Origin of the sequence: Microbacterium soli, from assembly GCF_039539005.1 — a bacterium.
GTDB classification, from domain to species: Bacteria; Actinomycetota; Actinomycetes; order Actinomycetales; family Microbacteriaceae; genus Microbacterium; species Microbacterium soli.
The window spans coordinates 348535-365390 of the sequence record NZ_BAABCP010000002.1 but is presented as its reverse complement, the minus strand read 5'-3'; the positions used below and the strand labels follow the sequence as shown (position 1 = coordinate 365390).

Here is a 16856-nt window from a genome sequence, read left to right as displayed (position 1 = left end):
CTGGATCCGTTTGTGCGTGGCGCACAGTGATCGCGTGGCGGTGCGGGAGACTCAGCGGCGGCGCGCCACGGGCCGGCGACGAACCGGATCCGTCGTGCCGATCGAGCCGAGGATGAGCGCGGTCTGCAGGATCAGCGCCTCACGGGGGCCTGTCGCGTCCCATCCGATGACCTCGCTGACGCGCTTGAGCCGGTACCGCACCGTGTTGGGGTGCACGAACAGCTCCCGCGCGGTGGCCTCCAGCGAGCGGCCGTTGTCGAGGTAGCTCCACAGCGTGGTGACGAGGTCGGGGGAGTGCGTCTGCAGAGGGCGGAAGATCCGTTCGATGAGGGTGTGCTTGGCCAGCGTGTCGCCGGCGAGTGCGCGCTCGGGCAGCAGATCGTCGGCTTCGACAGGCCGCGGAGCACCGCGCCATGCCCGCGCGACGGCGAAGCCGGCGAGCGCCGCCCTGGCGCTCTGACCGGCGTCCACAAGGGCTGCGACGGGCGGACCGAGGACGATGTGCCCGGCGCCGAACGACGGTTCGAGCCGCTGGGCGATCTCGGGGAAAGGAAGCGCGTCCGTGTCGTCGGACTCCTTGCCCGGCACCCGGGCACGGCCGATGACGAGTACGAGACGGGACCCCTGCACGCCGATGAGCACGTCGACCGAGAGCCTGCGCGCCGTGCGGCGCACCTGGTCGACGTCGAACTGCGGCGGGGTCGTGCCGACCAGCACGCACACCTCGCCATGGCCGTGCCAGCCCAGCGCCGCGATGCGGCTGGGGAGCTCCTCGTCAGCCTCGCCGGTGAGGATGGAGTCCACGACGAGCGCCTCGAGCCTGGCATCCCAGAGGCCGCGGGCCTCCGCCGCGCGGGCGTACACGTCGGCCGCCGCGAAGGCGACGTCACGGGAGTACAGCAGGATCGCCTCGCGCAGCTCGTCGCCGCGACCGGCGACGCGCTCCTCCGTGACCTCGACGGTCACTCGGATCAGCTGCAGCGTCTGCTGCAGGCTGACGCTGCGCAGCAGCTCGCGCGGGGCTGTCGCGAAGATGTCCGCCGCGATCCACGGGGTCGAGGTCGGGTCCTCGTACCACTGGATGAACGAGGTGATGCCGGCCTGCGCCACCAGCCCGACGGCGGAGCGTCGGGCCGGCGGCATGTCGGCGTACCAGGGCAGCGTGTCCTCGAGACGCTTGATGGTCACCGTGGCGATGTCGCCGGATATCCGGCGCAGCCAGGCCAGGGTCGCGGTCTTGTCCATCACCGGTTTCGAGGATCCTGTCACAGGCTCAGCTCTCACCACCCGCGTTCCCGCTGGCACCCGCGTTCACATCGTGCAGCGAGTACTTGCGGATGGCCTCGGCGACCGAGGAGCGATCGACCTCGCCCTGATCGGCCAGCGCCTGCAGGGTGCGGACAGCCATGGACGGGCCGTCGATCTTGAAGAAGCGACGTGCGGCAGCACGCGTGTCGGAGAATCCGAAACCGTCCGCGCCCAGCGTGTAGTACGGGTTCGGCACCCAGGGACGGATCTGGTCCTGCACGGCGCGCATGAAGTCGCTGACCGCGATGACCGGACCCTCGGCGCCCTGCAGCTTCTGCGTCAGGTAGGCCGTGCGCGGCTCCTCCTCCGGGTGCAGGAAGTTGTGCTCGTCGGCCGCGAGTCCGTCGTGGCGCAGCTCGCCCCAGGAGGTGACCGACCACACGTCGGCGTTCACGCCCCAGTCCTTGCGCAGCAGCGCCTGGGCCTCCAGAGCCCAGGGAACGCCGACGCCGGAGGCGAACAGCTGGGCCTTGGGGCCTTCGCCGGTGCCCGCCGAGATGCGGTGCAGGCCGCGGACGATGCCGTCCACGTCGACGTCCTCGGGCTCGGCCGGCTGGACCAGAGGCTCGTTGTACACCGTGATGTAGTACATGACGTTCGGGTCCGGATGCTGACCGCCGTACATCCGCTCCAGACCCGAGCGCACGATGTGTGCGATCTCGTACCCGTACGCGGGGTCGTAGGCGACGGTGCCGGGGTTGGTGGACGCCAGCAGCGGGGAGTGGCCGTCGGCGTGCTGCAGGCCCTCGCCGGTCAGCGTGGTGCGCCCGGCCGTCGCTCCGATCACGAAGCCGCGGGACATCTGGTCGCCCGCCGCCCACAGTGCATCGCCCGTGCGCTGGTAGCCGAACATCGAGTAGAAGATGTAGATCGGGATGAGGGGCTCGCCCTGCGTGGAGTACGAGGTCGCCGCGGCGGTGAACGCGGCCACGGCACCGGCCTCGTTGATGCCGACGTGCACGATCTGGCCCTGCGGGCTCTCCTTGTACGCCAGAAGCAGCTCGCGATCGACGGAGGTGTAATGCTGACCGTTCGGGTTGTAGATCTTCGCGGTGGGGAAGTACGCGTCGATGCCGAAGGTGCGCGCCTCGTCGGGGATGATCGGCACGATGCGGTTGCCGAAGTCCTTGGAGCGCAGCAGATCCTTCAGCAGCCGCACGAACGCCATGGTCGTGGCGATCTCCTGCGTGCCGGACCCCTTCTTCGCCAGGGCGTAGGCGGAATCCTCGGGCAGGGTGATCGAGGTGTGCGCGGTCCGGCGCTCCGGGATGAAGCCGCCCAGGGCCCGGCGGCGCTCCAGCATGTACTGGATGGTCTCATCGTTCTCGCCGGGGTGGTAGTACGGCGGCAGGTAGGGGTCGGCCTCGAGCTGCGCGTCCGTGATGGGGATCTGCATGGTGTCACGGAACGTCTTGAGGTTGTCCAGCGTCATCTTCTTCATCTGATGGGTCGCGTTGCGTCCCTCGAAGTGCGGACCCAGGCCATAGCCCTTGACGGTCTTGGCGAGGATGACGGTGGGCTGGCCCTTGTGCTCCAATGCGGCCTTGTATGCGGCGTACACCTTGCGGTAGTCATGACCGCCACGCCGCAGCTGCCAGATCTGCTCGTCGGTGTAGTCCTTGACGAGGGCGGCGGCGCGCTCGTCCTTGCCGAAGAAGTGCTCGCGGATGTACGCGCCGGACTCGGCCTTGTACGTCTGGTAGTCCCCGTCGGGGGTGGTGTTCATGATGTTCAGCAGCGCGCCCTCGGTGTCGCGGGCGAGCAGGTCGTCCCACTCACGGCCCCAGATCACCTTGATGACGTTCCAGCCCGCGCCGCGGAAGAACGACTCCAGCTCCTGGATGATCTTGCCGTTGCCGCGGACCGGGCCGTCCAGGCGCTGCAGGTTGCAGTTGATGACGAAGGTCAGGTTGTCCAGACCCTCGTTGGCGGCCACCTGCAGCTGACCACGGCTCTCGACCTCGTCCATCTCGCCGTCGCCGAGGAAGGCCCAGACGTGCTGGTCACCGGTGTCCTTGATGCCGCGGTTGGCGAGGTACTTGTTGGCCTGGGCCTGATAGATCGCGTTGATCGGGCCGATGCCCATCGACACGGTCGGGAACTGCCAGTAGTCCGGCATCGAGCGCGGGTGCGGGTACGACGGAAGAGCATGCCCGAGGTGGGACTTCTCCTGACGGAATCCGTCCATGTCGGCCTCGGTCAGCCGGCCCTCGAGGAAGGAGCGGGCGTAGATGCCCGGGGAGGCGTGGCCCTGGATGAAGATCTGGTCGCCGCCGCCGGGGGCGTCCTGGCCGCGGAAGAAGTGGTTGAAGCCGACCTCGTACAGCGAGGCCGCGCCGGCGTAGGTGGAGATGTGCCCGCCGACGCCGATGCCGGGGCGCTGCGCGCGGTGCACGGTGATGGCGGCGTTCCATCGGATCCAGTGCCGGTAGCGGCGCTCGATCTCCTCGTCGCCGCCGAACTCGGGTTCGTTCTCGGGGGCGATCGTGTTGATGTAGTCGGTGGTCGGGACCATCGGGACGCCGAGGTGCAGATCCTTCGAGCGCTTGAGCAGGCTGAGCATGATCTCTCGCCCGCGGCCGTGGCCCTTCGCATCGACGAGCTCGTCGAGCGACTGCTGCCACTCGCCGGTCTCCTCCGGATCGCTGTCGAGCGGGCCCTGGGAGTACGGATCCTGATCGTGAACAGTCACGTGGAGCCTTTCGTCTTACTGGCAGGTCTTGCCAAGGAAACGGGATGCGACGTGGGGGAGCCTTGTCAGCTCGGCACAGCACGTCCTGTGCTCAGCCTATATCCGTTCACGATCGCCGTGCCGCATTCGGGGCAGCGCCCCGCCCCGGTAGACTCGGAGGCCTGGGGCCTTTAGCTCAGCTGGTAGAGCGCCACGTTTACACCGCTGGTGTAGGCACTTCAGGCCCGGGTGCGTCCGTCGCCAGCCAGGGCAGTACGCCGTCTTCGAGCCACTCAAGACGCGTCCCCGTCGCCCACGCGATGCTGATCAGCGCAGACCGCTTCGCCTTGCCGCCGTCTTCGTACTTAGCCAGGGTGTCGCGGTGCAGTCCAACCGTCGCCGCGAACGTCTGCCGGTCCTGACCGATGTGCTCGCGCGCCTTGCGGATGCGGTCTCCCGAGTGAAACGGGTTCTCGTACGCGGGCGTCTGTTCGATTGCGTGCTTGCTCATGATTCCCCCTGCCGGTCGGCGACCTCCCTAGGTCGACATGTGTCGATGCTACGACAACTTTGGAGATACCGCAATAGCGAGATTATGCGGCAGAAAGCGTCATAAGCCAGACATGTCGGGGAACCGACACTTGCGGATATTCGACTTCCCGCTAGTCTCAACACATGCCGAAAAACCGACAGAAGCTGATTTCTACGAATCAGGCCGCCAGTCTGCTCATCGAGCATCCGCGCACTGTGCAGCGGAAGGCCGAGCGCGGCGAGTACCCGGCCCAGAAGATGCCCGGCCAGCGGGGCGCGTATGTCTTCCGTGAAGCAGACATCGTCGCGATCATCTCGAAGCGACTCCGTGAAGCGGCGAAGCACACGGAGCACAGCGAGGCTGCATCGTGATCTCGCTACAGGAGACTCGCCACGGCTTCCGGGTCAGGAAGCCACAGCAGAACCCAGCGGGCGCGACCATCCGGGGTGAGTCGGACTTCACCCTCGACGGTAAAGCGTCGCCGGCCGATGCTCTGGCACAGCGGACTCCACGCTGGCGCGATGCCAGCCGGAAGGTAGCCGACTGGCTTCTTCGCCACCACCTGCACGGCGTTCGGATCCGCGCGGTTGAGGGGTTCGGCTTCGAGCACGAACCAGTACGTGCCGACCGGGGGGACGTGCTTCTGACGGAAGTTCGTGCCCTTGACGGCGACATCGTTCGTGCCGCCGTGGAGTTCGAGGTAGCGGGCCATGTGGCTGAGCCTACCGAGGGGGCGATGATCTCCCGGGTTGGGGAGCCCGGGCAGCGGACTGGGGAGTTCCGCGTCCGTGCGCAGGGGACTGATGGGGATCAGCCCCTGCGCACCGGATCGGCCCTAGTCGTCATCCAGTACGCGTCGCTCTTGCTGACCGTGCTGTGCCTCGTCGTCGTGTGGGTGTCGATGAGGGCGAACGGTGTTCTGCTGCTCGCCACGATCTTCTGCGCGGTGTTCGCGTGGTCATGCAGTGGGCGCCGGGCTCGGCGCTGACGTTTCGAGGGATGGGGATCCTGATGGTGAAAACGATGGTGGCCAAGAGTGGCCGGACGGTGACGCAGTACGAGGACGGGTCGATCTCGATCGGTCAGAAGCGCGGCTACTTGTCGCGTGAGGCGGCGTTCGACGCTGCCGAGTTCTTCGAGATGCTGCGCGACGAAGAGCGTGGGTGGTGGCGGTCACCGGCTGATCCGCACATGGTCTGCGTCGAGGGTCCGGCGGGCCGGGATGGTCGACGCACGGTGAAGGTGGTCGACGAAGACACGTTCGTGGCGGACCACCTCAACGACCGGGTGCTCGACATCACCCGCCCCACCGCGATGCAGCGCGCGGCGCGTGACTTCCTGCTCGCGCACCCGGTGCCCAAGCCGTGGCACGAGGCCGAGCCCGGCCAGTTCTGGCGGGTCGAGCACATGGGCCTGGTGGAGACGTGCCGTGTCGATGACGTCAACGAGCGGTACCGGTTCCGCGGTGTGGACGGTGGGGGCACGCACGTGGATATGCCGGTCACGCACCCGTCGATTACAGGCGCCGTGCAACTGGTCGTCTCGGAGCCGTCGTCGCAGGCGGGCCTCGCATCCATCAGGGGTGCGCTGTGAACGCCGAGACGACACCGGTCGCTGTCGTACTCGAAACCCGTGAGGGTGTCCCGCACCTGGGCGGGCGTCGGCGACTGGTCGATGACTTCACCGACGCCGCCGACGTCGTCGACGAGTTCGACGACGGGAAGGTGTTCGCGATCGAGGAGGTCGTGACGGACCCGCCGTTCCCTCCGGTGGACGCGATGACCGGGCCGGTCCCGGCATTGCTGCCTGGCTCCCGGATCGTGTTCTCGGGGTGGGGTCTGGTGGCGACGATCACCGGTGTGACCGCGCTCGGCGCGCTGATCTTCGGGGCGACGCTGTGACCGCCGTGCTGGGTGTCGACCCGTCGCTGACGGTGTCCGGCGTCGCGCTGGTGTCGTGGCACCCGGGGACGGACTTCCCGGAGCCCTCGTGGGACACGTGGCGGGGCCGGGGCGTGAAGCCGGAGGTCGAGTCAGCCGAGACGAATCGGGGCCGCATCCGGCTGATGCTGACCGAGATCCTCGCTTTCGTCCCGGCACGGCTCGCCCTGTCGGTCGTGGAGGGCCCGTCGATGGGATCCAAGTACACGCCCCTGGCTGATGAGCGGGCGGGGCTGCGGTGGATGCTCATCGACCAGCTGATGGCGCGTGGCCCGGTGGTGCTCGTCGCACCGACATCACGGCAGGTGCTCGCGCACTCCGACCCCGTCCCGCGTGGCACGACGTCGACGGTGCGGAAGCGTCTGGTGCTCACGTCGGTGCAGGCGATGGTGCCGGGCGCGAACGTGCCCGATCACAACGTGGCGGATGCCGTCGCGCTGGCCGCGGCTGGCGCGCACCGCCTGGGGCTGCGGATGCCCTACACGGCGAAGCAGGAGGCGGCTCACGCGAGGGTCGCGTGGCCGGTGGACAGCGGGCGGTCGCCCGCAGGAATGGGGATCTGACATGGAGATCAAGGCGACGGCGTTCAAGCGGGGGAATCCGCCGGAGGAGCGCAACGGCTTCTACGGTCTCGAGGAAGACCTGATCGAGAACGCTCAGGACGCGGCCCCGATCGTCGCGATCGTGACGTACCGACTGGACGAGGTCGTGTCGAAGGCGATCGCGGGGGAGACGTACCCGGTGGTCGAGACGTTCAGCATCGAGCCCCTGCACACGCCGGAGGCGATCGCCGCCGCGGTGAAGCTGCGGGACGCGGCGCTGAAGGCGCGCACTGGTATGGAGCAGCTGGACCTTCCGGAAGTCGAAGGCTGATCCGTGGGCGCGCAGGCAGAGATGAAGGGCATCGCCGCTGGTAGGTTCCGCCGCCGGCAGTTCGGGCGCGGTCACGCCTACTACCTCGACGGGGAGAAGCTTGACGGCGTCACGACGATGCTCGGCGACGGCGTCCGGAAGAAGGCCCTCGAGGAGTGGGCGGGGAACGTCACCGCCGACTACGCGGTCGACCACTGGGACGAGCTCGCTCAGATGCCGTTCTCGCAGCGTCTGGCAACGCTGAAGAAGGCCCGTTACGAGGTTCGCGATGCGGCTGCCCGCCGTGGCACGGAGGTGCACCGGTTGGCTGAGCTCACCGTGCAGGGGGACGAGGTCGCGGTCCCGGATGAGCTCGCCGGGCATGTCGAGTCCGCGGTCCGGTTCATGGACGAGTGGCAGGTCGAGCACATCGTCACCGAGGCGTCGTGCTGCAACATCGACGAGCGACTCGGCGGGACCTTGGATCTCATCTTCCGGTCGCCGCTGTTCCCGGGTCGTGTGTTCCTCGCGGACTGGAAGACGTCGAAGGACATCTACGGTGAGGTCGCGTTCCAGCTGGAGTGCTACGGCCGGTCGGACTTCTATCTCGACGCGGACGGCAACGAGCAGTCGATGGCGGCGCTCGGGATCACCGATCATGTCGCGATCCATATCCGTTCGGACGGCTACACCGTGTACCCGATGGAGCGGGGCGAGCAGGTCTGGAGGATCGCGAAGACGATCATCCAGAATGCGCGGAACACGCGGGACTCGGATCGGATCAGGTCGCTGCGCGGCGACGCGATGTACCTGCCGGGGGTGGCGGCATGAACGCCGAAGAGGCCCCGGAGCAGCCGGGAACCGATGTCGAGATCTCGACGCAGGCGACGGAGATCGCACCTGCACATCCGACCGGTGACGACGGTCAGGAGTGGGGCTCGGAGAGCCTGCTGCGGTTCGTTCGTGATCTGAAGCTGGCGTACCAGGCGGCGACGATGCTCGTCGGCACGTCATTCGTCCCGGCTTCGTACAACGGGAAGCCGACCGAAGCGGCAGCCGCGATCGTCACCGGGCAGGGCCTTGGCCTTGACCCTCTCGCGTCGCTGCGGTCGATGGACGTCATCCAGGGGACGCCGGCGTTCCGGGCGATCACGATCCGGGCCGTCGTGCAGTCGCATGGTCACGAGATCTGGGTGGAGGAGTCGACCCAGCAGCGCGCGATCGTGAAGGGCAGGCGTCGGGGTGACGCGAATGTGGTCACGTCGATGTGGGACATGGACCGTGCGCGGCGTCTTGGCCTCACGAACAAGACGAACTGGAAGGCGCAGCCGGAGGCGATGCTCGTCGCCCGCGCGACGGCGGAGGTCGGCCGGTTGATCGCGGCGGATGCGTTGCTCGGCATGGCGTACTCGATCGAGGAGCTCGAGGACGGCGTCGTGCCGGAGTCGACGTCGGCGCCGGTGGAAAAGCCGAAGGCGACGCGGACGGTCGCGCGGAAGTCGCGCACGTCGGCGCCGGTCGACGCACCTGAGCCGGAGCCCACGCCGGAGGAGCGGGAGGTTCTGCCGGACAACCCGATGCGGCTGACGCCGGAGGAGATCGCCGAGTACGGCATGGATGGCGGTGAGCAGGCATGATCACCGAGCGAGATCTTCCGATTCAGCACCGGATCCCGGCCGCTGTCAAGGCACGCACTCCGCTGGTCTACGGCTCTAGCGGTGAGGTCCTCGGGATCGACTACCGGCAATCACCGTTGGCGGCGCCCGAGGTGCGGGTGCCGGGCCGGATCCCGGTGCACGCCGTGCTCCCCGGGGACGGGATCCGTGCTGGTCGGGAGGTGGTGACCGTGCTGCGCATTCGTGGCGGCGCGGCCCCCACCGCCTCCGGGCATCTGATCTGCCGCACCGCGGCGGGCTGCGAGATCGCGTTCGAGGTCCGTCCGTTCGACCGGGTCGAGGTCGTCAGCGTGGGCGCGTTCACTCCGGCGGGTGTGCTGTGACCGGGCAGGAGATCATGACCTGGCCGAACGGTGAGGTCGTCGATGTCGAGTCGATCGAGGCGTACGCGGAGGAGGCGCGCTTGGTCGCGCACCCGCTCGATGACGGCACGATCCGCACGCCCGACTGGGTGATTGCGTCCCTTGCGGACGTGTCCCGGTGGGCGTCGCGGATGGTGCTGATCATCGAGAACGCGGAGACGTTGAAGCGGCAGGCGTCCGCCGATCTCGCGGATGCACGCGCTCAGGCGGTGTTGGACGCGGCGGGGTTTCCCGTCCGGGAGCAGGCGTCGAGGGTGCGGCTCGCGACGATGGAGCAGCGGAAAGCGTACGACCGGGCGGTCGTCGCGTTCGAGAAGGCCCGCCGTGTGGGGAACCTCCTCTCGGACTACACCGGCCGGGTGCAGTCGATCGGGAAGCAGGTCGAGCTGACGTACCGGCATGGGGGTGTGTCGTGAGCACGCTGCTGGACGAGGAGACGGTGGTCCTCGACGCGCTCGACTTCGAGATCCCGTGCGCGCGCGGCGGTCATGACGCCGAGTTCTTCGTCAAGTGCCGCGGGTGCGACCTGAACGCCGGGAACCTCTGCGCCCGTCACCTGGCCAACGTCCGCCGCAGGGTGGAGGACATCGTTCGGGCGGGGATATTCATCCCGCGGTGCGCGTTCTGCGGCCGGCCTGCGATGTCGTTCGACGAGGCGTACAAGGTGGTGCCGCTGTGAGGGCGGGGGAGTTCGCCGCGAAGACCGTCCGGCATGCGTTCTTCGAACGAGAGCGGGAGGCGTGCTTCCGATGCCGGCGCCCGCTCCGGTTCGAGGACCGCGGCATCGGGTGGTCCGCCCATCACCGGATCCCGCGCGGGTCTGGCGGGATCGGGGCCAAGAAGGGCAGCCCGTACGAGCTGCTCATCTCGGGGATCGCGAACTGCCTGATCCTCTGCGGGTCCGGGACGACCGGATGCCACGGGTGGGTCGAGGCGCACAGGGAACTCGCCCGGGATCACGGGCTGCTGATCCTCCGCCTGGGGATCGAACGGAGCCCGGCGGGGATCCGGGTCAAGAGGTTGGACGGCACGTGGTGGCTGCTCACGAGCGGCGGCCTGGCCGTGGAGTGCGAAGAAGGGATGGGGCGATGAGTAGGGCTGAGGGGTTCGCGGCCGTGCCGAACTGGATGATCCGCGACAAGCGGGTGCCGCGGAACGCCGTCCTCGTGTACGCGTCGCTGGCGTCGCGGTCGGGGCTGGGCGGCATCCACCCTTCGCAGGCGACGATCGCGGCGGAGTCGGGGCTGAGCGAGCGCACGGTGCGCAGCATGCTCCGTGAGCTCGAGGACTTCGGGGTCATCCAGAGGATGCGCCGCACCACCGGTAGCCGGGGTCGCGGGAACAGGCTTCCGGATGGGTACACGCTGCATCCGAATGGCCGTATCGACCTGGCGGCAGATTCTGCCGGTAGCAACTTCCAACCGGAAGACGAGGACGTGCAACCGGCAACCGAAGGGCATGCAACCGGCAAGGAGCTGCAAGGCACTCTTCTTATAGAGGTAGAACCCGTAGAGGTAGAACCCGGTGAGGTAGCGCCGCGCAAGCGCGGCTCCCGCATCCCGGAACCCTTCATGCTCACAGCCGAGATGAGGGCGTGGGCGGCAGCCGAAGTGCCCGGTCTCGACGTCGACGCGCACACCCGCGAGTTCGTGGACTATTGGCGTGCCGAGTCGGGCGCGAAGGCCACGAAGCTCGACTGGCTCGGCACGTGGCGGAACTGGATGCGCAAGGCGCACCGGTGGAGCCTGCCGAGGCAGGGCCGGCCGAGTCCGGATGACCGGGTTCGGGATGGCATCGATCGTGGTGCGCGTCTGGCCGCGATGGTCGGGCAGGAGGCCCTCGGATGAACATCCAGGAGACGAACCAGCTGCTCATCCGGATCCAGGTGATCGACAACCGGCAGATCGGGGATTCGACGGTCATCGCTTGGCATGAGCTCGTCGGGGACCTCGACTACGGCATGGCTGTGGAGGCGGTGAAGCTGCACCAGCGGGAGAGCACGGCGTATCTGACGCCGGCGCATGTCCGGGCGGGTGTGGAGCGGATGCTGCTCGCCAGCCTGGGTGAGCGGGAGGACGAGTGGGGGAACCGGATCGAACCGGATGCCGTCGCCCTCGCGGCGTATCGGTGTGCGGTCTCGGGGCGGAAGGAGATCGGATCGTGATGTCCGAGTACGTCGACGAGGCCCCGCCCGAGGACCCCTACGCGACGACACCGGCGCCGGTCGACACGGCCGTGTTGATCGAGCAGCGTGTGATCGGGGCGGCGATGCGGCACCCGCACCAGATCCCCGACATGCAGCGCGCGGTCACAGGCGGCGACTTCCACGACCTGCGGCTCGGCGCGATCTTCAACGGGCTGATCGGCCTGCACGCGACCGGCGCGCCGACCGACTACCTCGCCGTGTACGACCGCCTGCAGTCGTGGGACGTGCGCGGCATCGAACTCAACGACCTGTCCCGCTGGCAGGACGACACCACAGGCGACGGCGTGTACTGGGCCGGGCTCGTCCGTGAAGCATCCGTCCGGCGCCTGCTCGCCGACGTGGGCCAGCGCCTGCAGCACCCCGACACCGACCCGGGAGTCGCACTCGCCCGTGCACAGCAGGACCTCCGCACGATCACCGACATGCAGTCCGCCGGCGGGAAGTCGGTCCGATGGCTGCGAGACGTGCTCGACGTGCCGGAGGAGGCCGACGCGTACGACTGGGTGATCCCGGACCTCCTGGAACGGCAGGACCGGCTCATGCTGTCGGCGGCCGAGGGATCGGGGAAGTCGACGATGCTGCGGCAGATCGCGATCCTCGCGGCCGCTGGGATTCACCCGTTCCAGTTCAACCAGATCGACCCGGTCAACGTGCTCGTCGTCGACGCGGAGAACTCGGAGCGGCAGTGGCGGCGGGCAGCCCGAGGCCTGGCTGACACTGCAGCGCAGCGCGGCCGCCGTGATCCACGCAATCACCTGGCCCTGCACTGCGTGCCTGTGATGGACGTGACCCGGGCGAACGACCTGGGCCAGCTGCACAGGTGGATCGACGAGTGCGAGCCCGCCCTAATGCTGCTGGGCCCGCTCTACAGGGTCGCGGGCGGGTCGTCGCTGAACACGGACGAGGACGTCGCCCCGCTGCTGGCCGCACTGGACAGCATCCGTGAACGGGGCGTGGCGATGCTCCTCGAGGTCCACGCCGGTCATGCACGTTCGACGTCGGGTGAGCGTGAACTGCGGCCGCGTGGATCGTCCGCGCTGCTCGGCTGGCCCGAGTTCGGTCTTGGCCTGCGCCGCGACAAGAAGGTCGAGGGCCGGCATCCGACTTTCTCGCTGGTGCGTTGGCGTGGGGACCGTGACCGGCGCGACTGGCCGGACCGTCTGGTCCGCGGGCAGATCTTCCCGTGGGAACCGAGCTTCTGAGGAATGGGGATGGATATGGGACAGGAAGGGCAGGAGCGCACGCTGAGCGCTCCGAATGACATGGGTGTGGTTCGCACCGCTCCGAACGATTCGGGGCCGTCAGCGGCGCGCAGGGCGCGTCTGATCGATGGGGACGCAGCGGAGGCGTTCTGCCGGGAGCGGGCGGAGCGCATGAAATCGCCGATGGGTGCGGCGATCTATGCCGGTCTGGCGGATCGGATCAAGCGGGGCTTCTTCGCCCCAGAGGGGAGCGGGAAGTGATCGAGCGTGAGGAGATCAAGTTCCTGGCCGCGGCGGACTTCACGGACGACTGCCGGGTGTCGGTGCAGCTGCGCAAGCGCCGCACCACGATGACCGTCCCGGAGGCACGTGCGTTCCGCCGTGAACTGGACGTCGCGATCGGGGAAGCATCCCGCGCGGCGGACGACCTCCTGCACCGTGACGTGCCGCCGGCCGGGTTCGACATGCTGCTGGGGCCGGAGCCGACCGACGTGGAGGAACCATGAGCACCAAGTCATGCGCGGTCGATGGGTGCCGCCTCGCGTACCGGAGCGGCGGCTTCTGCTGGAAGCACCTGGCCGAAGCTCACGCTAACGGGTCGGTGGTTCGCGACCTGCGCTTCTCCGAGAACCGTCCCGAGCTTGAGCCAGTTGCGTGCGGGGTCGAGGGCTGTGAGAGTCCTGCGAAGTACCGGAAGAAGCGGCTGTGCAATGCGCACTACCTGCGGATCTGGAATCACGGGGATACGGCGCTACCGGCGCCGCTCACGCTGGCGGAACGTCTCGACGAGGGGATCGCCTCACGAGACGGCTGCTGGCTCTGGGGTGGTCCGATCTCGACAGCGGGGTATGGCCGCATCGGTAGTGAGTACGCGCATCGCATCTCCCACGAGGTCTACATCGGACCCATCCCTGATGGCTACCAGGTCGATCATCTGTGCTTCGTTCGCCGTTGCGTGAACCCCGCACATCTTGAAGCCGTGACCCAGGCCGAGAACCTGCGCCGGGAACGGTTGCGGATGTCGCGGCGCACCGATGGCACGTGGGAGAAGGCGTCATGAGCAAGCAGATCGCGGTGAAGGACCGCGTCCACGCCCCATCCGCGTACCCGAACCGTGGGTACTGCGGGACGACCGACCTGTTGAACGTCACCGAGGACTGGCGTTTCGTGACGTGCCCGAACTGTGCTGCTGCACGACGAGCAGACGAGGAGGCACGCTGATGCCGCTCTCATACCCACCCATCCGCCCGGTCGTCATCGACGGTGTGAAGCGCTGGACCGCCACCTGCCGCACCTGCGGGCAGGACGTCGTCCGCACACCGCAACTCACGAAGACTGCCGTCGAGGAGATGCGCCGCGTGCACGGCTTCGAGGCCGACTGCACCCGCCGGATGCCCTGCCGGGTCATCGGCTGCACCGCCGCGATCAGCCACCACCACCACACCGCCGCCGGCGTCGTCCTCGTCGACTGGTGCACATGCGAGGAGATGTCATGACCGGTAAGCCGCAAGTCTGCACGCATCACGGATGCGACCGGAAGCCCGTCGCCCGTCGCCTGTGCCGCAAGCACTACCAGGCCGCATGGAAGGCCGACGAGCTCGGCGTGCACAAGAAGTTGCCACCGCGCGTGAAGGACCCGAAGGTCTGCCCGCCGGAGCACAAACACGCCGGGTCGCTGGTCTGCTACAACCTACACCAGTGCAGGTGCGTGCCGTGCGTTGAGCACCGCGGTGAGGCTGACCAGCGGCGGAAGAAGGACAAGGCGTACGGCCGGTACGACAACGGCCTCGTCGACGTGACCCCGGTTCGGGAGCACGTTCTCATGCTGGGCGAGTACGGCATCGGCTACAAGCGTGTCGCGCAGCTCGCCGGGTTCAAGTCCTCCACGCCCGTGCGGACCATCATCTGGGGCCGGATGGACCCGGGCCCGAGGTTCGGGGAGATGCAGAAGCGGGTGAAGCGGGAGACGGCGGAGAAGATCCTTGCCATCCAGCCGGTGATCGAGAACCTCGCACCCGGGCAGAAGGTCGCATCTGTCGGCGCGATCCGCCGTCTGCAGGCGCTCGTTCATGCCGGATGGTCGATGTCGAAGCTCGCACAGCGTCTGGACCTGTCGCCGTCGAACTTCGGGTCGCTCATGGAGCGGGATGAAGTGCTCGTGTCGACGTGGATTGCGGTGCGTGACCTGTTCGTCGAGCTGTGGGATCAGGAGCCGCCGCACGCCGACTGGCACGACAAGACCGCCTACTCACGCTCGAAGCGCTACGCGCAGGCCCGCGGGTGGCTTCCCGCACTCGCGTGGGACGACATCGACACCGACCCGGCACCCGCCGTGGTCGAGGCGGACGAGACAACGAAGGGCGAACGGGTGCTGGAGGACGTCGAGTGGCTGCTGGATGCCGGGGAGCCGGTGACGCAGATAGCGCAGGCGGTGGGTCGGCGGCTCGACGCGATCGCGAAGCTCGCGGAACGTCACGGGAGGGTAGACCTCGCCCGTCACTTCTGGGGGAAGGCAGCATGACCCACCCGATTCCAGTGTTCACAGAGACTCTGCTCCATCCGGAGCCGTGGATGCAGTGGGCGTCGTGTGCCGACGTCGACCCGGACGCGTTCTTCCCGGAGAAGGGCGGATCCACGAAGGACGCGAAGAGCATCTGCGCCGGGTGCGCTGTGCAGGCCGAGTGCTTGGAGTACGCGCTGCAACACGATGAGCGCTTCGGCATCTGGGGTGGCCTGTCGGAGAGGGAACGCCGACGACTGAAGGGGAAAGCAGCATGACCGATATCAGCATGGCGATCGACCCGGACGCCGCACGCCGCCATTGGGAGCGCCGCCTGGAGTACCACCTGGGTGTGGTGCCGAAGCTGCTGGGTGCGATGCTGGCCCTCGCGGCCCCGTCCGTGGGGGTGTCGAGGGGCGGTTCACAGTTCGACCGGCCGCAGATCACCGGCGGCGGGTACTACGACAGCACCCCGACAGCGAACGTCGACGACCGGGCCGCGGCGGATGCCGTGTACCTGTGGTCACTGCTCGCCGAGTACGCCGAGTCCGTGTCGGAATGGCTCGGCGCTGGCACCCGCATCCCGGGCAAGTGCCCGGGGTCGTCGCAGGCCGCGCACGACACGGCCCTGCTGATCGTGGGGGTGCTGATCGACCATGCGACCGAGATCTGGGAGCACAGGGTGCTCGAGGACTTCGAGCAGGAGATGTTCCGTGAGGTGCGGCGGCAGCAGTACCGGTATCTGCCGTCGTGGGACGGGCTTCCGCAGCATGCCCGGGACTGCCTTGGCGATGCTGAATACCCGGGGTGTGCGGCTGAACGACGAGTCCGCGCGAGGTGGATTGACGACCCCGCAGGAGGCCTCAGGCCGATCCAGATCGTCACGTGTGGTGCATGCGGATATGTCTACAGATCAGAGTCGGAGGAGTCATGACCAGGCCATCGTGCACAGTCGAAGGATGCGGCAGAGCGCATGAAGCACGAGGCCTCTGCCACGCCCACTACCTACGCTTTCGCCGCCACGACGACGTCCAGGCGGATCGCCCAATCGGTGACGGAACGCAGGGATGCAGATTCCCCGGCTGCGACCGTCCGCACGACAGTCAGGGGATGTGCAGATCTCACCGCGCCCAGAGCGACCGGGGCGCGGAGCTGTCGCCCATCCGGAGATTTGTGTTTGGCACAGCGCGCGAGCGCTTCGAAGCGAGGATCGTCCGAGGTCCAGGGTGCTGGGAGTGGTCAGGGACCATCAGCAGCACGGGCTATGGCCAGGTAAAGATCGACGGCAGGCACGTGGCGGTTCACCGACTGTCGTACGAATTGCACGTGGGCCCCATCCCGGACGGGCTTGTGATCGACCATCTGTGCAGCAATCGCAAGTGCGCCAACCCCGCGCATCTCGAAGCCGTGACCCAAGCGGAGAACGTTCGAAGGGCACGTGCATGAGGGCTTCTGAGCGGGCTGTGAGGGTGCGGTGGGTGGATGACCCGAAGGGTGGTCCGAGGCCGCGGCAGGTGGCGGCGTGCCGGGTGTGTGGGCAGGTGTATGGAAGCGAAGGAGTCAATTCATGAGTGAGGACGCTATGGAGATCGCGCTGCCCCGCACCC

27 protein-coding genes are annotated in these 16856 nt (G+C 67.9%); 23 read left to right on the top strand and 4 right to left on the bottom strand.

What is annotated here, in order from left to right; translation table 11 throughout:
* Positions 1-51: 51 nt before the first annotated feature.
* The 3 genes from ABD770_RS13955 to ABD770_RS13945 form a co-directional block, all read right to left on the bottom strand.
* Positions 52-1245 carry a PucR family transcriptional regulator gene (locus ABD770_RS13955; RefSeq protein ID WP_344820284.1) on the bottom strand — a complete coding sequence of 398 codons (1194 nt, stop codon included), beginning with the start codon at positions 1243-1245 and terminating at the stop codon, positions 52-54.
* A gap of 28 nt (positions 1246-1273) precedes the next feature.
* Entirely contained in the window at positions 1274-4000 is a 2727-nt protein-coding gene (gene aceE, locus ABD770_RS13950) for a pyruvate dehydrogenase (acetyl-transferring), homodimeric type (protein ID WP_344820283.1), read from the bottom strand.
* A 196-nt stretch (positions 4001-4196) separates the two neighbouring features.
* Positions 4197-4490 (bottom strand): helix-turn-helix domain-containing protein, encoded by a 294-nt coding sequence (locus ABD770_RS13945; protein ID WP_344820282.1) that lies wholly within the window; start codon positions 4488-4490, stop codon positions 4197-4199.
* Positions 4491-4654: 164 nt separating this feature from the next.
* Here ABD770_RS13945 and ABD770_RS13940 point away from each other — a divergent pair, with 164 nt between their 5' ends.
* Positions 4655-4882 carry a helix-turn-helix domain-containing protein gene (locus tag ABD770_RS13940; protein WP_344820281.1) on the top strand — a complete coding sequence of 76 codons (228 nt, stop codon included), beginning with the start codon at positions 4655-4657 and terminating at the stop codon, positions 4880-4882.
* A 5-nt stretch (positions 4883-4887) separates the two neighbouring features.
* Here ABD770_RS13940 and ABD770_RS13935 read toward each other — a convergent pair whose 3' ends face one another.
* Entirely contained in the window at positions 4888-5223 is a 336-nt protein-coding gene (locus tag ABD770_RS13935; RefSeq protein ID WP_344820280.1) for a hypothetical protein, read from the bottom strand.
* A 179-nt stretch (positions 5224-5402) separates the two neighbouring features.
* Here ABD770_RS13935 and ABD770_RS13930 point away from each other — a divergent pair, with 179 nt between their 5' ends.
* Genes ABD770_RS13930 through ABD770_RS14975 form a run of 22 tightly spaced genes read left to right on the top strand, consistent with a single transcriptional unit; the run spans position 5403 to position 16695 of the window.
* Entirely contained in the window at positions 5403-6104 is a 702-nt protein-coding gene (locus ABD770_RS13930; protein ID WP_344820279.1) for a hypothetical protein, read from the top strand.
* Positions 6101-6412, top strand: a complete 312-nt coding sequence (locus ABD770_RS13925; protein ID WP_344820277.1) for a hypothetical protein — start codon at positions 6101-6103, stop codon at positions 6410-6412. The genes ABD770_RS13930 and ABD770_RS13925 overlap by 4 nt, the downstream gene beginning before the upstream one ends.
* The gene (locus ABD770_RS13920) at positions 6409-7014 is read left to right on the top strand and encodes a hypothetical protein (protein WP_344820276.1); all 606 of its coding nucleotides are present in this window, start codon (positions 6409-6411) and stop codon (positions 7012-7014) included. The genes ABD770_RS13925 and ABD770_RS13920 overlap by 4 nt, the downstream gene beginning before the upstream one ends.
* A gap of 1 nt (position 7015) precedes the next feature.
* Complete coding sequence (locus ABD770_RS13915) at positions 7016-7324, top strand: hypothetical protein (protein WP_344820275.1); 309 nt, start codon at positions 7016-7018, stop codon at positions 7322-7324.
* A 3-nt stretch (positions 7325-7327) separates the two neighbouring features.
* Positions 7328-8134, top strand: coding sequence for a hypothetical protein (locus ABD770_RS13910; protein ID WP_344820273.1), 807 nt, complete (start codon positions 7328-7330; stop codon positions 8132-8134).
* Positions 8131-8940 (top strand): hypothetical protein, encoded by an 810-nt coding sequence (locus ABD770_RS13905; RefSeq protein WP_344820272.1) that lies wholly within the window; start codon positions 8131-8133, stop codon positions 8938-8940. The genes ABD770_RS13910 and ABD770_RS13905 overlap by 4 nt, the downstream gene beginning before the upstream one ends.
* Positions 8937-9302: a hypothetical protein gene (locus tag ABD770_RS13900; RefSeq protein WP_344820271.1), complete on the top strand. Its 366-nt coding sequence runs from the start codon at positions 8937-8939 to the stop codon at positions 9300-9302. Before ABD770_RS13905 ends, ABD770_RS13900 begins: the two co-directional genes overlap by 4 nt.
* Positions 9303-9316: 14 nt before the next feature.
* On the top strand, positions 9317-9757 hold the full coding sequence (locus tag ABD770_RS13895; protein WP_344820269.1) for a hypothetical protein: 441 nt from the start codon (positions 9317-9319) through the stop codon (positions 9755-9757).
* Positions 9754-10020, top strand: coding sequence for a hypothetical protein (locus ABD770_RS13890; protein ID WP_344820268.1), 267 nt, complete (start codon positions 9754-9756; stop codon positions 10018-10020). The genes ABD770_RS13895 and ABD770_RS13890 overlap by 4 nt, the downstream gene beginning before the upstream one ends.
* On the top strand, positions 10017-10433 hold the full coding sequence (locus ABD770_RS13885; protein WP_344820267.1) for a hypothetical protein: 417 nt from the start codon (positions 10017-10019) through the stop codon (positions 10431-10433). Before ABD770_RS13890 ends, ABD770_RS13885 begins: the two co-directional genes overlap by 4 nt.
* Entirely contained in the window at positions 10430-11188 is a 759-nt protein-coding gene (locus ABD770_RS13880) for a helix-turn-helix domain-containing protein (protein ID WP_344820266.1), read from the top strand. Before ABD770_RS13885 ends, ABD770_RS13880 begins: the two co-directional genes overlap by 4 nt.
* Positions 11185-11505: a hypothetical protein gene (locus tag ABD770_RS13875; protein WP_344820265.1), complete on the top strand. Its 321-nt coding sequence runs from the start codon at positions 11185-11187 to the stop codon at positions 11503-11505. The genes ABD770_RS13880 and ABD770_RS13875 overlap by 4 nt, the downstream gene beginning before the upstream one ends.
* Positions 11505-12749 (top strand): AAA family ATPase, encoded by a 1245-nt coding sequence (locus ABD770_RS13870; protein ID WP_344820445.1) that lies wholly within the window; start codon positions 11505-11507, stop codon positions 12747-12749. The genes ABD770_RS13875 and ABD770_RS13870 overlap by 1 nt, the downstream gene beginning before the upstream one ends.
* A 9-nt stretch (positions 12750-12758) precedes the next feature.
* Complete coding sequence (locus tag ABD770_RS13865) at positions 12759-13010, top strand: hypothetical protein (protein ID WP_344820264.1); 252 nt, start codon at positions 12759-12761, stop codon at positions 13008-13010.
* A complete protein-coding gene (locus ABD770_RS13860) occupies positions 13007-13255 on the top strand; it encodes a hypothetical protein (protein WP_344820263.1) in 249 nt (82 codons plus the stop codon). The genes ABD770_RS13865 and ABD770_RS13860 overlap by 4 nt, the downstream gene beginning before the upstream one ends.
* Positions 13252-13809, top strand: a complete 558-nt coding sequence (locus ABD770_RS13855) for an HNH endonuclease signature motif containing protein (RefSeq protein WP_344820262.1) — start codon at positions 13252-13254, stop codon at positions 13807-13809. The genes ABD770_RS13860 and ABD770_RS13855 overlap by 4 nt, the downstream gene beginning before the upstream one ends.
* Complete coding sequence (locus tag ABD770_RS13850) at positions 13806-13970, top strand: hypothetical protein (protein WP_344820261.1); 165 nt, start codon at positions 13806-13808, stop codon at positions 13968-13970. The genes ABD770_RS13855 and ABD770_RS13850 overlap by 4 nt, the downstream gene beginning before the upstream one ends.
* Entirely contained in the window at positions 13970-14245 is a 276-nt protein-coding gene (locus tag ABD770_RS13845; protein WP_344820260.1) for a hypothetical protein, read from the top strand. The genes ABD770_RS13850 and ABD770_RS13845 overlap by 1 nt, the downstream gene beginning before the upstream one ends.
* Positions 14242-15270: a hypothetical protein gene (locus ABD770_RS13840; RefSeq protein ID WP_344820258.1), complete on the top strand. Its 1029-nt coding sequence runs from the start codon at positions 14242-14244 to the stop codon at positions 15268-15270. The genes ABD770_RS13845 and ABD770_RS13840 overlap by 4 nt, the downstream gene beginning before the upstream one ends.
* Positions 15267-15527, top strand: a complete 261-nt coding sequence (locus tag ABD770_RS13835) for a WhiB family transcriptional regulator (RefSeq protein WP_425562775.1) — start codon at positions 15267-15269, stop codon at positions 15525-15527. Before ABD770_RS13840 ends, ABD770_RS13835 begins: the two co-directional genes overlap by 4 nt.
* The gene (locus tag ABD770_RS13830; RefSeq protein WP_344820257.1) at positions 15524-16183 is read left to right on the top strand and encodes a hypothetical protein; all 660 of its coding nucleotides are present in this window, start codon (positions 15524-15526) and stop codon (positions 16181-16183) included. Before ABD770_RS13835 ends, ABD770_RS13830 begins: the two co-directional genes overlap by 4 nt.
* Complete coding sequence (locus ABD770_RS14975; protein ID WP_425562774.1) at positions 16144-16695, top strand: HNH endonuclease signature motif containing protein; 552 nt, start codon at positions 16144-16146, stop codon at positions 16693-16695. The genes ABD770_RS13830 and ABD770_RS14975 overlap by 40 nt, the downstream gene beginning before the upstream one ends.
* Positions 16696-16856: the final 161 nt, after the last annotated feature.

Coding starts and splice junctions, on each gene's coding strand:
- ABD770_RS13865 (WP_344820264.1), top strand. CDS start 12,759: ATGGATATGGGACAGGAAGGGCAGGAGCGCACGCTGAGCGCTCCGAAT.
- ABD770_RS13935 (WP_344820280.1), bottom strand. CDS start 5,223: ATGGCCCGCTACCTCGAACTCCACGGCGGCACGAACGATGTCGCCGTC.
- ABD770_RS13915 (WP_344820275.1), top strand. CDS start 7,016: ATGGAGATCAAGGCGACGGCGTTCAAGCGGGGGAATCCGCCGGAGGAG.
- ABD770_RS13855 (WP_344820262.1), top strand. CDS start 13,252: ATGAGCACCAAGTCATGCGCGGTCGATGGGTGCCGCCTCGCGTACCGG.
- ABD770_RS13900 (WP_344820271.1), top strand. CDS start 8,937: ATGATCACCGAGCGAGATCTTCCGATTCAGCACCGGATCCCGGCCGCT.
- ABD770_RS13940 (WP_344820281.1), top strand. CDS start 4,655: ATGCCGAAAAACCGACAGAAGCTGATTTCTACGAATCAGGCCGCCAGT.
- ABD770_RS13905 (WP_344820272.1), top strand. CDS start 8,131: ATGAACGCCGAAGAGGCCCCGGAGCAGCCGGGAACCGATGTCGAGATC.
- ABD770_RS13955 (WP_344820284.1), bottom strand. CDS start 1,245: ATGGACAAGACCGCGACCCTGGCCTGGCTGCGCCGGATATCCGGCGAC.
- ABD770_RS13845 (WP_344820260.1), top strand. CDS start 13,970: ATGCCGCTCTCATACCCACCCATCCGCCCGGTCGTCATCGACGGTGTG.
- ABD770_RS13850 (WP_344820261.1), top strand. CDS start 13,806: ATGAGCAAGCAGATCGCGGTGAAGGACCGCGTCCACGCCCCATCCGCG.
- ABD770_RS13895 (WP_344820269.1), top strand. CDS start 9,317: ATGACCTGGCCGAACGGTGAGGTCGTCGATGTCGAGTCGATCGAGGCG.
- ABD770_RS13840 (WP_344820258.1), top strand. CDS start 14,242: ATGACCGGTAAGCCGCAAGTCTGCACGCATCACGGATGCGACCGGAAG.
- ABD770_RS13835 (WP_425562775.1), top strand. CDS start 15,267: ATGACCCACCCGATTCCAGTGTTCACAGAGACTCTGCTCCATCCGGAG.
- ABD770_RS13875 (WP_344820265.1), top strand. CDS start 11,185: ATGAACATCCAGGAGACGAACCAGCTGCTCATCCGGATCCAGGTGATC.
- ABD770_RS14975 (WP_425562774.1), top strand. CDS start 16,144: ATGCGGATATGTCTACAGATCAGAGTCGGAGGAGTCATGACCAGGCCA.
- ABD770_RS13870 (WP_344820445.1), top strand. CDS start 11,505: ATGTCCGAGTACGTCGACGAGGCCCCGCCCGAGGACCCCTACGCGACG.
- ABD770_RS13830 (WP_344820257.1), top strand. CDS start 15,524: ATGACCGATATCAGCATGGCGATCGACCCGGACGCCGCACGCCGCCAT.
- ABD770_RS13880 (WP_344820266.1), top strand. CDS start 10,430: ATGAGTAGGGCTGAGGGGTTCGCGGCCGTGCCGAACTGGATGATCCGC.
- ABD770_RS13945 (WP_344820282.1), bottom strand. CDS start 4,490: ATGAGCAAGCACGCAATCGAACAGACGCCCGCGTACGAGAACCCGTTT.